We start from the raw sequence: 14,034 nt of genomic DNA on the forward strand, positions 1-14,034 counted from the left end.
TGTTGGCGGGCTGACGCCCGCCGATGCTGCCAGGCGGGTTGTGCAACACCGCCCCGAGGGGCACCATACCAACCCCGGACTCCAGCTATGACCGGTAGAGCTTTGGGGAGCACGTCAGTCTATCTAAGCCCGTTATTATGTACCGACCCCGGGTACGCTGCATGCGGGACCGATCGGCTTTGGCCCACGTCGTTTTTGGGCTTCGTCACAAGGGGGTGATACCGCACGAAAGCCGCGGATGCGCTGCGGGGTCTGATCGGCTCGCAGCAAACCTAGGGATGGCTGCTACGAGCGTGCCGTCCAGATGCCGACGAGCGCGGCCAGTGACACGAGCATGAGAAACCCGTTCATCACTAGGAGCAACGTCGCTGGCAGGCGCTTGATGTCCGGTCGTGGCGGCGGGGCGCCTGCGCCCATCTCTCGCCACACCGCAGCGGCGAAGCAAAAGGCGCTGAACAAGATCAGCATGGTCCCGGTCGCCGTCGCCAGCCACGGGAACACGACGTCCTTGAGCAGCGCGCGCGCGCCGATACCGGAAGCGAGCGCCGCCAGTCCGGTACGTACCCAGGCAGCATAGGTGCGTTCGCCGGCGAGGATTGTGCGGTCCGCGGCAAGCTCTGTGCGACGGTCGGCGCTGTCCACCTGCTGGACTGCGCTGTCCTTCAGCTTGCTCGCGCTCTCCGCCAGCTTCGCATGGGCCCGATCGGCGTCGTGCGGCGCGTCCATCAGCCAGCGGTAACGGCGATGCGATGCCAGGCAGTCGAGAGATAGCCGGCGAAGTTCCAGATCGCCTCGGGCCGTTCGGGCTGCATCTGCCCGGCACCGTCAACGGCGCGCACGATCAGGACGTGGAGTCCGGGAGACAGATCGACCGTGACGTGCCACTGCGTCCAGCTCCAAGGCGCATCGGGTTTTGCAGTCAGTTCCGCCTGCAGCCAGTCGGTGCCGCCATTGACGGAGACCTCGACGCGCGAGACCGCTCGGCCGAAGGCGACCGCATAACCCGCGATTTCGCACGCGCCGGCGCTGACATGCGCGCCGTCCACCGGCGCGCAGATCGCAGCATTGAGCGGCATCTCCTCGATAGTCAGACCCCGATCCCAGTCCGCGTACTCCTTCGCTACCGATGCCGGAAAGAGCTTGTAGTCCTTGGCCTGGATCGGCGCATCGGACGGGCGATCGCGCACCTCGATGCGCGTCAGCCACTTGGCGCTACGAACGCCCGCATAACCCGGCACGACGAGCCGCAGCGGTGCGCCATGTTCGGGGGCCAGCGCCTCGCCATTCATGGCCCAGACGATCAGCACGTCGGGCTCTAGCGCCTTGGCGATCGAGATCGAGGCACCGAACGGTGCTGTCTCACCATCGACATCCACGTTGTCGGCCCCCGTAGTGCCGACGAACGACGCGCCGTCCTGGATGCCGGCTGCGGCGAGCACGTCGCACAGTGCGACGCCGGTCCACGCCGCATTGCCGATCGCGCCCACGTCCCAGGGATCGCCCGAAGTCTTTTCCACGTCTTGAAGATGTGCCCGACGATTGCCGGCGCACTGCATGGTCGCGGTCACTGTCCGGGTCGCAAATGCCGTTTGAAGTTCGGCAACCGTGTAGGAGCGCGGGCGGTCGACTAAGCCGTCCAGCGCTATACGATGATCGTCGGCCAGTTCCGGCGTAGGTCCGTGGCTGCGGATGTAGAAGTTCGCCTGCGGCGTCAGGAAGGACGTGATCAGGTTATCCGGGGGCGTTTCCGCATTGAGCGGCTCCGGACAGCGGAGGATCAGATTCTGTTCGGCGCGATCGGATGCGGTCATGCAAGCGGCCTACCATGATGAAATCAATAGCGAAATCGATCGTTTTGCTAGGCGATGTCACCCAGACTCTTTCGATAGCTTATCCCTTTCTAGACGGCGGTGGAGCGATCACTATGCCGTCGCGCGAAGGCGCCGAGCGCCAGACAGCCTTTCCCGTAGATCGTCGCGATGTGGCTGGACTTGCTACGACGGCTTTGTCCCAAAAGTCGTCGCTAGGTACTAGGGATGACGGAAAACCCTGTCGCCATCGCAGATGCGCGACAAACGGGTGTTTTTCGACATGGCAGGTCAATCGCCTCTCACTCAATAGGGGGATGGCTGGGAGGGGTCACGAAGCCGCACATCGTGTTCGCGTAGGGTGAGCGGCAGGTTTTGAGAGAAGCCGCCATTTACCCCTTTGCTGAGGAACGGCGTGAGTTGGTCGAAAGCGGTCGTAAGCAGCTCAGCGGATGATTGGCGCAGAATGAGCACTCTGGTGGAGAGCGGCCTCTTCGTTTTGGAGCATTCGAAGGACCTAAGCGGCCGTTCGTTCGAGCAACTTGCCGCGTAGGATAAGTCACTGATCGTGGTCTCCTATGCCTCGGCAATTATACAGCTAAATGGCATCATGCTCTTTCTGCCTGAACCCATGTCAGCGATAGAGGGCCTATGCCTGAGGTGAAGATTACCTTTTGCAATCGAGCTTATGCGGATCGATGGTACGAAAACATGCAACTCCAGAACCCAAAGCACTTTGACGTTCTGAGGGCTATTATAGAGGACGTTTCGGCAAAAAGTGGCGGCGACATCAGCAAGGCAGATATCTTCAAGCGCCATCCCGGGATTGCAAAGCGAGTACAAGACGAAGGCTTCGATATCATACCGTCGGGTGGTCAGATGCTGCGGCGTAATGGCAACGGACTTCGCCATGCAAAATACGCCAAGTCGAGAAGCATTGCAGTGTTTTGGGAACTGATCGGCGATACCATCTATGTTACCTTCGATGACCATAAGAGGGCAGAGTATCACCGGGCCATCACCCATTTGCGTCATATCAGGCTGGGCAAACCAGCACTGCCGAAGCAGGCGCGCAACACGAGCCGCTTCATGAGAACTCTTAGGTACTTCGCGAAGCATGGTTATCATCGTCGCTTCAGAGGCTTCAACGCTACGAAGGCGTATTACGAGCTCGACCCCTGAAGGTCGTCAAGGAGCGACGACGTTTATCATGCGTCCCGCGAGGCCCTGGCGAAGCGGTCGCAGGAAGGAGTCGTCAAGCTCGGGTACTCACGGTTTGAAGCGGTCAATTCGCCCCCATCGAGCGCACCCTTCGCGTTGAGCGGTCGCTGCCCTCTGTGGCTGGAAGCGTTCCCGATGGCGTCGTTCGCTAACGACGTGGCAGGATACCTTCGATTAGTGCGCGAGGCTCTTGTACTCGCCCGACCGCGTTCCCAGTTTCCGCTCGGCTGCCGGTATTTTCGGCAAACGACATAGCCCAAATGTGTTTTCGGTCACTCCTGACGGCTGATAGCGGAAAAAACCGAGTTTTGGGTCGCTCTGGAAACGGAGCGGCCCATTTCCTTTCCAGCCCGGCATTTCCGTATGTAGCCAGGCGTTGAGACCTTAAACTACCGCGCGCGTCCGGTCAGCGGAGCGTTGTGAAAGGGATAGAGCCGATCGGTTTGGCCGGTGTCTTGGGGAAAGCCGTGTAACCAGGTCTTCTGACATTGCGTCTGGTCTCGTCGTAATAGACGGAGAGGATTCCTGTCAGAAGAAACTGAAAACCGTGATGCAGTTCCGCTTCTGTCAGCTCGAGATACAGGTATCTCGAGCGCTTGTTCGTCTCGTTCGGCTTTGCTGAAGGCCTGGCCTTAAAGACGTGCCAGCCTGAGAGGTCGCCGACAAAACCGACCATATCGTCAAAGGTCGTGCCCTTGCCGTACAGTTCTTGCAGCTTTTCGAAGATCCGGTTCTGCTTGGGCGTTACCGTATCTGCGAGTTGCGAATTAGCGCTTACGAGCGCGAGGAAAGGCCCGCGACGCCGCTCCGCCATGTTGGAGCGATCGCATCGGCATATCAGGGACGCATCCTTTAGCGCCTCGCATTCCGATGATATGTCGGCATCACGTAGAACTTTCTTCACCGACAGTATGGCGATGACCCCCTCCGGCGGGACGATGACTGTTTCGGCGACGCGCTGGAAGACCGGGTAGGTTCCGGTATCGTATACGATGATGTCGAGCTGTGTAGAATGAGCGTCCTGCTCGCCTGATCTGGACCGATCGTTGCCGCCGGTCTTGACTGCTGGTCGCAGAATGAATCCGGTCAGGACCTCCAAATCTTTTGGTAAATATTTTTGAAGATAGCTGCGGATTAGGGCTTCGACATATCGGCCGTCCTCACCGCGATGATGAGCGCCTTGCGTGACCGGGTTCGGCAACAAGGTTTCGAACTGCCGATAAACCGCGAGAAGCGCCGTAACTTCTTGATTCCAGAAATCTTGCAGGCGCCGGCCGTCCATATGGTTCCTTGTCTGCCGACTCGATTCACCGAGTGACTCGCGGTCCGGCACCCTGCGTTTGCGAGCACCGCCATGAAGCACAGTGCCATCATGCGTCGCAACAGCGCAACGCGTCTGGCCTCTAATGCCGGGCTCCCGCCTCATGAAAGGAGTCCTACGACTTCGCTCAAGCATCAATATCTCCATCCACAGACCGGCCGGGAGAGCGCCATTCTGTCCTCGCCGCTTTGAAGACCGCTACGGCGATGCTTTACGCGGCTGCGGCGGTACGACGTCCTTCTCATGGCGGTTGCCCTCGCAGCTGTGCGGCTGGAGAGGTGACCGCTCGCGCCCCTCGTGGTACTCTGTGAGCATGAGCGAGGCGTGCGGGCTAGACGAACTGAAGGTCGGCGACATCATCGCCGTAAGGGGCTCGGTCGTGAGATTCTTTACAAACGAGCAATTCCGCGAGAGGAAGTCCCGCCCCGCCGTCGTGGTCTGGGCGGACGGCGGCGTGATCGCGGCGCCGATATACACCACCAATGGCGAGAAACCCGCCGAGGGTTGGGACGGCCCGCGGCGGATCGGGCTCTTCGCTGATGCTCAAAACAAACTGCGTGAGCCGCGCTCGCAGTTTGGCATTTCGAATGCTTTCATCCTGAGCCCAGACAACTTAGGGTGCAGGTTCGGACGCCTCGCAAACGACGACAGGGAGATCGCAAGGCACGAATTCCTGCGCATCGCCACCATGGAAGCCGCCAGCTGAGACCCAATGGCGGACGTTCAGGCGCCCTTTCCTGCCTCCCAACTGCGGACGCTTGTTCATCTCCACGATATCACTGGCTCCGACCCCCAATGCGCGTTCACGACCGTCTGTCGGTAAAGGTTCAAGGACAAGGTTGAAGCCAGTACCTGACCGATCGAACGATCTCTAGGTGCGCGTCACGCGTTGGCTTGGCGATAGATGGAATGACATGATCATGGCAGATCGATCCATTGGCGCTGATGACCTGGGTGCCGTTGGCGAGGCGGAGTTTGAACGACGGTGCGCCGCTGCCGGGCTCATCGCCAACAAGTCAGGCCGCGACAAGATGGGCTGGGATTACGTCGTGGAGCGGGCGCCGGACGAGCAAGGCCCCGCGCTGGACAAGCGCCGCCTGTTCCCGCTCTGCCGGGTCCAGGTGAAGACGGTATGGAAACGCGATGGCGGTCGCGTTTCGCTGACGCTCTCGGCCGCAGAGAGGCTCGCGAAGCCCGAGGATCCGGCTTTCGTGGTTGCGTTCGAGGCCGAGGATGGCGCGGATGACGTTCAGATCGTGTCCGCGAGCCTGATCCACGTGATCGGGGCCGACCTCTCCCGCGTCTTAGAAAGGCTGCGTGCTGCGGGCGCGGGCCTGAAGAAGAAGTCGCTGAACGAGCAGGAGATCACGTTCCGAATCGATAGCGGCACCCCGTTTGCGACTGGCAAGGAGCTGCTGGCCGCGCTGCGCGCGGCGATCGGAAACGATCCTGACGGCTACCGCGACGCGAAGCGCGCGGCGCTGGCCAACCTCGGGTACGACGGGCCGCGCTACAGCGTGCAGGTAGCCCTGACCGCGGAAGACCCCGACCACCTCCATGACGCGCTCATGGGTCGCCGGCCAATCGAGGTGCGCGGGACAAATGCGGTGGATCGCCGCTTTGGCAACGAGATTCCCTCGGGCCATACCTGGGAGGCCGGGCCGGGCGGACGGCTGATGGCCACGTTCAAGCCGATCCCCAAGGGTGACTGCTCGATCGTAGTGCGGGGCGAGGGCGGCGAGACCGTCGGCTTCGACGGGACATTCTCCACGCTCCCGCTTCCAAACGTGCCCAAGGCCGAAGAGAGGCTCCTGTTCACCACGCCCACCTTCGAGTTGGATGTGCGCGGCAGCGGGCGCATAGCCCTGAACATTGGCGGCGAGCGCCTCGAGGCGAGTCGCCTTCCGCTCGCAGACTGGCGGACGTTGTTCAAGCTCGTCCGGCTCGTGAACGCCGGTCCGACAAAATTCGAAATCCGTGAGCGGAAAACAGGTGCGAGGTTCGAGGTCCCGCTGTCGAAGGCGGTCGAGGACAAGCATTCGTCGACCGGGTCCGAATTGCTGAGCCTGTTAACCCGGATCGAGGATCTCTGGGGTGAAGCCGGCGCACGAGTGCGGGATTTCACCCAGAAGGAACTCGCTGCCGCTGGTGAAGAGGTGGACGCCGTCCATCGCTTCTGGAAGGGTGACCTGCTTGAGAAGCTCAACTTCCCGATCGCCGGGTCGGAGTCGGCGGAAGCTACCGAACTCGTCCTGATCCGGGTGATGTCTGTGGAGCTCGCCGGCTCGCACGTGGCGGTTGGAGAGCGTCTTGTAATGACGAACGGAAGCGGTGGTGCAGAGTACACTCAGCGAGACCGCAGTGTGGCTACGGTCGAGGAACTCGGGGAGGCGGAGGACGCGGTGACCGAGTTCGCCAAACGGATTATGGAGAAGGTGGGCGCGCACGGCATCATGACGCTGGGCAGCGACTAATCCGCGCCTGGTTACGACAAGCTGCCCTTTCTGACCCAAACCCGGTCACCTATTGTCAGACCGGCGCTCCCCGGAAGCGGACGCCCATTCATGTGGGCGAAGGACAGCACTTGGTCATGCCACCGTGTTAACCTGTGCGCGAGGCGTCATGTACCCGGCAGCCAATGTCCGCGGCTCGCCCCACGCACAAGCGGTCCTCGACGATCTGTAAAAGATGTCGAGCAGCCCCACCCCTGCTCACCTCACAGGCGTTGGCTCAGCGAGCGATAATATCTCTGCTGGGCCGATCCCGACGGATGCTCAAACTGAAAACAGCCTGCAAAATCATCGATCGCCTGCATAACACCGCGGAGCGCTGGAGCTGTGAAGGCTTGGGTCTGCCCGGTCGACCAGTGGGACAGATAGTTTGACACGATGGTCGCAACGGCCGTGCTGAGGCCGGCGACTTGGGCGGGATTGAGGACCAGCTGGTTGGCGGCGCGGTGCAGCGCGACAGCGCTGTTAATCGCGTCGATCATGTTCTTGGCCATGTGCTTCTCATCGTTGAAGGCGAGGCCGATCGGTACGGGGATGTTCACCTTGGCGATGACCTCTTCGAGCTTGAACTCAAGATATTGCCGAACCCGGGGCGCGGCGTCGGTCGTGTTGCCTGTGTCGAGAAAGCCGATCGTTGCATCGCGGATTTTGTGTATCGCACCTGACTGCGGCAGCACCGACGTGCGCGCGGTGCCCTGGATGCACTGATGCCACCAGCCGTCGCCGTTGGAATGAGTGTTGAACAGCTTTTCCAGCGCTGTGTCGTGGCTGAGCAGGATCACCTGCGGGCCGGCGGCGACGCCTGGCCGAGCAAATTGGGATTTAATCACGTTCATCAGGTGGAACTGATGCCCGGAGTCGAAGCTCGAAGTGACGTCGTCGAGGATCAGGAATTTGGCGCCGCCACCGTAAAGCGACGCGGCGGCCAGGTAGACGCTGATCGCGAAGGCGTTGCGGTAGCTTTCGGACAGCACCGCCTGGGCCGAGACGTCGGTCAGCGACCAGAAATTGGCCAGCGAGATCGAGAGGTCCTCGCTGCCCGCCCGTTTCTTTAGCGCCGGAACGACGTCGCTGAACATGATGGCGGCGAAGATGCTGCGCGTGGCGGGCTCGATCGCCGCCAGACGCCTGGCCCCCGCATTGGACTCCGCCGTAGCGAAAGCGCCGCACGCCGTGTCGAGGAAGGCTTTCACCCGGGCGATGCGGGCCAGCTCGGCGCTGACGGCTGCGAGATCATTGTTCGCCGTGCGCAGGTCGCGAAGGTTTGTCTGCAGCCGTCGCGCGGCTTCGGCCTTCTCCACCACGGCGGTCAGCTTCTCGGGCAGCGAACGCTCGAGCGCCTCCCTGGCCTGGCCGAGCGCCTCGACCTTGGCGTTGGCGCGGGCGACGAGCAGCTCGACCCATTTCGTCAGGGCCCGCGCGGTCTCTGCGCTCAGGCGTCCCTCGACGCCGCTGGTCCGGGCGAGCGCGAGCGCCGCAGGTTCGTCGGGCAGGCGGGCAAGATTCTCCAGCGCATCGAGCTGGTTCCACCCGTTGGTCGACCAAGCGTCCGACACCGCCTTCGACGTCTGCTCCACCGTATCGAATGCCGCGAGCTTAGAGCGCACATGGTCCAGCAACGAGGCGTCGCCGGCCCGATCGCATGTCGGGCACAGCGCGGAGTCCTCCCAGGCCGGGTCGCTAAGGATGGTCTCACTCAACCCATAGAGCTGGCGAAAGACGTCGCCTTGGGTCTGCCGCAAGGCCGCGTCGCGGGCCTCGGCGAGGGAGATCAGCGCCTCGGCGTCGATCGCGCTCGGCGCGGTGTTGACGGCGTCCGACCATGCCGTGTGCTGGCGCAGCAGCTTGGCCAGTTCTTCGCGCTTTTCGCCGCCCTCGGCGGCTTTCGCTGCGTTGACGCAGGCGGCGGGGTCAATCGCCTCAAACGCGCGGCCCTCGCAAAGCGGCCGCAGTATTTCGATGCCATGCAGGGCGGAATGGGCTTTCGCCAGGAAGGTGGCCTCCGGCTCGGCCGGATCAAACGCATCGCCGACCAGCGCCAGATAGGCTTCCTTGATCGCTGCTTGCGCGCGCTGGCCGCTTACGGTGGCGCTGTTGCGGGTCGTCTCCTTGGCGCTGACCGCAAAATGATTGTTGAAGGCCTTGGCGTGCGACAGCGCGGCGAGCGCCTGGCGCAGCGCCGAATAACGCTTGAGGCCGAGCAGGCCGGCGAAAGACCGGCCGCGCTTCTGCGGTGTGAGGTCGATGAAATCCTGGAATGTCCGGCCGTCGAGCAGCACAAACTCCCGGTTCAGATCCTCGAGGATCGCGGCGCCATCGGCGCCGCCGGTCGCTGACACGGTTCGGCCGCCGGCCGCGTCGCGTTCCACCGTAACCGTGACGGCGTCGCCCAGTGCGGCGGGAAGCAAGGTCAGGGCGATCCGCCCGACGCCCCCGCTATGGAAACGGTTGAGATAATAGGACGCGCCCTTTTCGCTCGCGGGCAGGTCGTCGAGCTTCGCGATGCGCCCGGTAATGGCATAAACCACGGCGTCGAATATTGAGGTCTTACCGACGCCGTTGGGCGCCGAGATCGAGTTGATCTGATCAGGCCGGAACTTCAGGACGAGTGGCGCGCCCTCATTGTTGACGCCGCGAAAGCCCTCGATCGAGAGTTCCTTCAGATACCAGCCGCTCATTGTCCCTCGCCCTCGTGGGCCTCAGACGCGCCGGCGCTGGCTGGGGCTATCGCCGCGTAGAGCGCGTCAAGGAGCTGGTCCTGATCGATCGCGACGTCCAGGCTCAGGTCGGAAAGCACGGGGGCGAGAATGTCGGCCAAGGGTGCATCCGCCTGCTTCATCGCTTCAGCGAAGGCGGCGAGCGTCTGGTCGGCCGTCAGATTGTCATCGATCTCGAAGGCAATTGTCTGCTTGGGCATTTTTGTCCTCCCCCGCGCGCGATGCGGCCGACTCGCGCGACCAACGATACTAACGCGTGATTGCACAATAACAGAATTAGAGTTAGTGTGCAGCACGATGTTAGCGACCTCGACAGACCGGCATCTGACCCTGCTCGCGGCGACGGGGGCCTATGTCGAGACGGTGCTGCAGGCGCCGCTGGTCATCAACGGACCCATATCAGGCTCCAAGCTGCCAGCGTTCCTGACCCAGCGCTATGTCCTGATCGAAGGCGAAATTCTCGAGCGGCCCTGCATCCTGATGCTGGCGGTCGACATTCAGGACGATACCCCTGCCACGATCGCGAAGCATCGCGATCTCGTGCGTCGCCAGGCGCCCGGACGCGCGGTGATCCTCGTGACCGAGCGGCTGAGCAACCACAACCGCCATCGCCTCATTGCCCAGCACGTCCCCTTCATCGTGCCCGGCAATCAACTGTTCGCGCCGGAGCTGGCGGTGGATCTGCGGGAGCATTTTCGCAGCGAGCGCGACGCTCCGGCGGATGGTCTCGCGCCGACGGCGCAGCTGATCCTCCTGGCGGCCTTGATGGACCGCATCGCGCCCGAGACCACGGCGACCGAACTGGCGTCGCAGTTTCGCTACAGCGCGATGAGCATGGGCCGGGCGATCACCGAACTGGAGGCCTTCGAGCTGGCGCAGACCGAGGCCGCCGGCCGCTTCCGCCATGTTCGCTTCACGCTTCCACGCGAGGCTCTGTGGGCTCGCGCGCGTCTCCATTTGCGCTCCCCCGTGCGCAAGCGCCGCCGAGTGCGACAGCCTCCGCACGGCATCGACCTGCCGCTGTCGGGCGAGACGGCGCTTGCCGAACGAACCAACTTGTCGGCGCCACGGATCGAAACGCGGGCCGTGGCGGCGGCGGCCTGGAAAACCCTCGCGACGCGCTACCAGCTTGATGGTCCACCGGCCTGGGACGAGCCGGTGATCGAACTCGAGACCTGGACCTATGACCCTCTGCTCCTAGGCGACGCCGGGCTGGTCGACGTCCTGTCGCTATGGCTGAGCCTGCCAGACGGCGCCGATGATCGCGTTGCGGCCGCGAAGGACGCCCTGCTTGGCCAGGTGGGTCTGTGAAGGGACTCGACGTCTTTCGGCAGCATTTCGACGGCCTCTCACACCATTATGTGCTGATCGGCGGAGCCGCGTGCGAGATCGTCATGGAGGAGGTCGGTCTGGACTTCCGGGCAACGAAGGACCTCGACCTGGTCATTCTGGTCGAGGCGCTCGACGCCGCGTTCGGCGCGCGATTCTGGGCGTTCGTCGAATCGGGCGGCTATCAGCAGCGCGAACGAAGCGGCGGCGGGCGGGAATTCTACCGCTTCCAGAAGCCTGCCGATCCTCAATTTCCGGCGATGCTCGAACTCTTCTCGCGCGCGCCCGACGCCATCACGCCTTCCGAGGGCAGCGCGCTTACGCCGCTGCCGATCGATGAGGATATCGCCAGCCTGTCAGCCATTCTGCTCGACGACGCGTATTACAATGCCCTGATCGAGAACGGCCGCACGGTTGACGGCGTCGCGGTGCTCGATGAGCGAATGCTGATCCCGTTCAAGGCCAAGGCCAACCTCGATCTCGCCGCGCGGCGCGAGGCCGGCGAACCGGTCGACCAGAAGACGGTCCGCAAGCATAGAGCCGACGTATTCCGGCTGTTGCAGCTTTTGGCCGATGACGAGCGGATCGCTTTGCCAGAGGCGATCGCGGCGGACCTAGCGGCCTTCGCCCTGAAGGTCGATGCCGATGGAGATTTCCAGCCCAAGGACATCGGACTGGCGGGCGACGCCGCTTCCCAGACCGCGCGCTTGCGAAGCATTTATGGCGTCGCTGCCGCATGACCGCCGAGAGTGTTCAAGCGGAGCCGGCGGTCTCGCATGAGCGGCGCGCCCATGGTCCCTGGAGCGACCTGGCGCTGCACACGATCGGCTGGCGCGCTTTCCAGGATCTCTGCTCGCAGGTGTGCGAAGTGGTGCTCGGCCGCCCGGTCGAGATCTTCCGCGAAGCGCAGGACGGTGGCCAGGATGCCGTCTTCCTCATCCCCGGCGGCCTCAACGCATCGCCGATCGGCACGGTCCAGTGCAAGCATACATCGGACGCGGGCAAGGCGCTGAAGGTCTCCGACCTCACCGGCGAGATCAGCCATGTCGAGGAGCTGGTGAAAAACGGCCAGGCCGACACCTATGCATTCATGACCAATATGAGCGTGGACGCGCCGGTCGCCGCCGCGATGCGCGCCAGACTGCGCGCGCTTGGCGTGCGCAAGCCGCATATCCTTGGGCGGCAATATATCGTCCGCGTCATCCGCGGCAGCGCGCGCCTGCGCGCGTTGGTCCCGCAGGTCTACGGCCTTGGCGATCTCACCTTGATCGTCGACGAGCGGCTTAGCGAGCAGAGTCGCGCGCTGCTCGACAGCTGGATCCCGAAGCTGCGTACCTACGTACCCACGAAGGCGCATCGCGATGCCGTCAACGCCATCTCCGACCATGGCGTGGTGCTGTTGCTTGGCAACCCTTCGAGCGGCAAGTCAGCGATCGGCGCCATCGTCTCCACCATCGCGTCGGAGAATCCAGACAACACCGTCCTGGCGCTGACCAGCCCGCGCGATTTCGAAGCCGGCTGGAATCCCAACGATCCAGGCCGCTTCTTCTGGATCGACGATGCCTTCGGATCGAACGTGCTGCGCGATGACTATGTCCAAGACTGGGCATCTGCGTTCTCGAAGCTTCGCGCGGCGATCAAGCACGGCAACCGCTTTCTGCTGACGTCACGCAAGCACATCTACGAGGCGGCGCGCCGCCGGCTCGGCCAGCGCAATCTCGCGCAATTCGCCGATGGCAGCGCCGTCGTCGACGTTGGTGAGCTGACCTTGGAGGAGAAGGCGCAGATCCTCTACAACCACGTCAACTTCGGCGAGCAGAGCCAGAGCTGGCGCTCCAGCATAAAGCCGCACTTGGCGGCGGTCGCCGCCGTCCGCGATTTCTTGCCTGGTATCGCCGAGCGTCTTGGCGATCCGAACTTCACCAAGAGCTTGGCGCCGCGCGAGGCCTCGCTCGTCCAGTTCATGGAAGAGCCGACCGAACATCTCGTCGACACCGTAAATGCGTTGGACGATTCGCTGCAGGCGGCGCTGATCCTCGTCTATGTGCATCAGGCCGGTTTCGACCCGACCGATTACGACGCTTCGGCCGCCCAGGCCGTTGCCGAACTGACGGGCTTCGCCCAGAGCAGGATCCAGGATTGCTTCGTCGAGCTGAAGGGCTCTTTCCTCAAGCTATCTGGCGCCAGGTGGACCTTCGCCCATCCGACCATCTCCGACGCGCTGACGGAAATCCTGCGCCAGAAGCCGCACATGATGGCGGCGCTCCTGCGCGGCGCGACGATCGATACGATCCTGAGCAGTTTCACCTGCGAAGGGTCGCCCCTGATCCGGGACGCGCTGGTGATCCCGTCCACGCTCGACGATGCGCTGGTCGCCCGCCTAGGCCGGACTCGAGACGAGTGGCACCGCAACTGGATGCTCTTTCACTTCCTGTCCTATCGCGCCAGCGAGGCGGTGTTTGCCAAAACGGTCCGGCAGTTCCCCGACGTGCTCCGCCGGGATTGCTGGTCGACCGATCTTGCCGGGAACGATCCCCGGATGGCCACCTACGCCCGCGCGCATTCGCTCTCGCTGTTGCCGCAGGACCTGCGCACGGAGGCGGGCGAGAGCCTGGAATCCTCTGCGATAAACGGGCTCGACGTGTCCTTCTTCGCCGAGGAGGCGATGCTGGCCCTCATCCCGCCGCTGAAGCTCGTCGGACTGGGTCTCGCGCTGCGAACCACCGTTCTGCCCTCGATCGAAGATCGGATCGACGAGATCACCTCCGACGCCGATTTGGATGAAGAGCCCGACAGCCACTTCAAGAAGCTGGTGGGGGTCCTCGACCGCGTCGAGGAGATCGGCGTCGATGCCGAAGCTGCGGCTCTGATCGACGACGCGCGCGATCAGGTCAAAAGGTCGATCGAGACGCTCGAGGAGCGCAAGCGGGAACGGGACGAAGAGGTGAAAGACGACACCGACTGGACCCACATCGTGACCCAAACGAAGGACGAGCCGCCTTTACCGCCGGCCGCCGCATCGAAGCGCTCGGTGTTCGACGACGTCGACAAGTGATGCAGATCTCCTCAACCGATGCAGCGCCCATCAATGCGCTGTCCATCGCAACTGCGCTTATCGAAGCCGCCTC

Annotated in this window: 11 protein-coding genes; 6 read left to right on the plus strand and 5 right to left on the minus strand. The window is 63.1% G+C overall.

All coding sequences use genetic code 11. The features are described 5' to 3' along the window. Window positions 1–285 precede the first annotated feature (285 nt). On the minus strand, window positions 286–726 hold the full coding sequence (locus U1708_RS17330) for a YidH family protein (protein WP_051916165.1): 441 nt from the start codon (window positions 724–726) through the stop codon (window positions 286–288). Next, window positions 726–1,811: a sulfite oxidase gene (locus U1708_RS17335; protein WP_254688536.1), complete on the minus strand. Its 1,086-nt coding sequence runs from the start codon at window positions 1,809–1,811 to the stop codon at window positions 726–728. The genes U1708_RS17330 and U1708_RS17335 overlap by 1 nt, the downstream gene beginning before the upstream one ends. A gap of 708 nt (window positions 1,812–2,519) precedes the next feature. Here U1708_RS17335 and U1708_RS17340 point away from each other — a divergent pair. Further along, a complete protein-coding gene (locus U1708_RS17340) occupies window positions 2,520–2,990 on the plus strand; it encodes a hypothetical protein (RefSeq protein ID WP_332747286.1) in 471 nt (156 codons plus the stop codon). A gap of 445 nt (window positions 2,991–3,435) precedes the next feature. Here U1708_RS17340 and U1708_RS17345 read toward each other — a convergent pair whose 3' ends face one another. Further along, window positions 3,436–4,311, minus strand: a complete 876-nt coding sequence (locus tag U1708_RS17345; protein WP_254688534.1) for a DUF6602 domain-containing protein — start codon at window positions 4,309–4,311, stop codon at window positions 3,436–3,438. Between the two features lie 352 nt (window positions 4,312–4,663). On the opposite strand from U1708_RS17345, the gene U1708_RS17350 reads away from it, so the two are divergent. Together U1708_RS17350 and U1708_RS17355 are read left to right on the plus strand one after the other, a co-directional pair. Beyond that, window positions 4,664–5,056: a hypothetical protein gene (locus U1708_RS17350; protein ID WP_254688533.1), complete on the plus strand. Its 393-nt coding sequence runs from the start codon at window positions 4,664–4,666 to the stop codon at window positions 5,054–5,056. A 208-nt stretch (window positions 5,057–5,264) separates the two neighbouring features. Then, window positions 5,265–6,824, plus strand: a complete 1,560-nt coding sequence (locus U1708_RS17355) for a hypothetical protein (protein WP_254688532.1) — start codon at window positions 5,265–5,267, stop codon at window positions 6,822–6,824. Between the two features lie 242 nt (window positions 6,825–7,066). On the opposite strand, the gene U1708_RS17360 is transcribed toward U1708_RS17355, so the two are convergent. Both U1708_RS17360 and U1708_RS17365 read right to left on the minus strand, forming a co-directional pair. After that, on the minus strand, window positions 7,067–9,538 hold the full coding sequence (locus tag U1708_RS17360) for an AAA family ATPase (RefSeq protein WP_254688531.1): 2,472 nt from the start codon (window positions 9,536–9,538) through the stop codon (window positions 7,067–7,069). After that, window positions 9,535–9,777 (minus strand): hypothetical protein, encoded by a 243-nt coding sequence (locus tag U1708_RS17365; protein ID WP_254688530.1) that lies wholly within the window; start codon window positions 9,775–9,777, stop codon window positions 9,535–9,537. The genes U1708_RS17360 and U1708_RS17365 overlap by 4 nt, the downstream gene beginning before the upstream one ends. A 97-nt stretch (window positions 9,778–9,874) precedes the next feature. Between U1708_RS17365 and U1708_RS17370 the strand changes: the two genes are divergently transcribed. From U1708_RS17370 to U1708_RS17380, 3 genes are read left to right on the plus strand one after another with little or no spacing between them, the layout of a single operon-like run. After that, a complete protein-coding gene (locus tag U1708_RS17370) occupies window positions 9,875–10,888 on the plus strand; it encodes a hypothetical protein (protein WP_254688529.1) in 1,014 nt (337 codons plus the stop codon). Next, on the plus strand, window positions 10,885–11,646 hold the full coding sequence (locus U1708_RS17375) for a hypothetical protein (protein ID WP_332747292.1): 762 nt from the start codon (window positions 10,885–10,887) through the stop codon (window positions 11,644–11,646). Before U1708_RS17370 ends, U1708_RS17375 begins: the two co-directional genes overlap by 4 nt. Beyond that, on the plus strand, window positions 11,643–13,961 hold the full coding sequence (locus tag U1708_RS17380) for an nSTAND3 domain-containing NTPase (RefSeq protein WP_332747293.1): 2,319 nt from the start codon (window positions 11,643–11,645) through the stop codon (window positions 13,959–13,961). Before U1708_RS17375 ends, U1708_RS17380 begins: the two co-directional genes overlap by 4 nt. Window positions 13,962–14,034: the final 73 nt, after the last annotated feature.

The sequence above is a fragment of the Sphingomonas arabinosi genome, from assembly GCF_036663715.1.
GTDB lineage: Bacteria > Pseudomonadota > Alphaproteobacteria > Sphingomonadales > Sphingomonadaceae > Sphingomonas.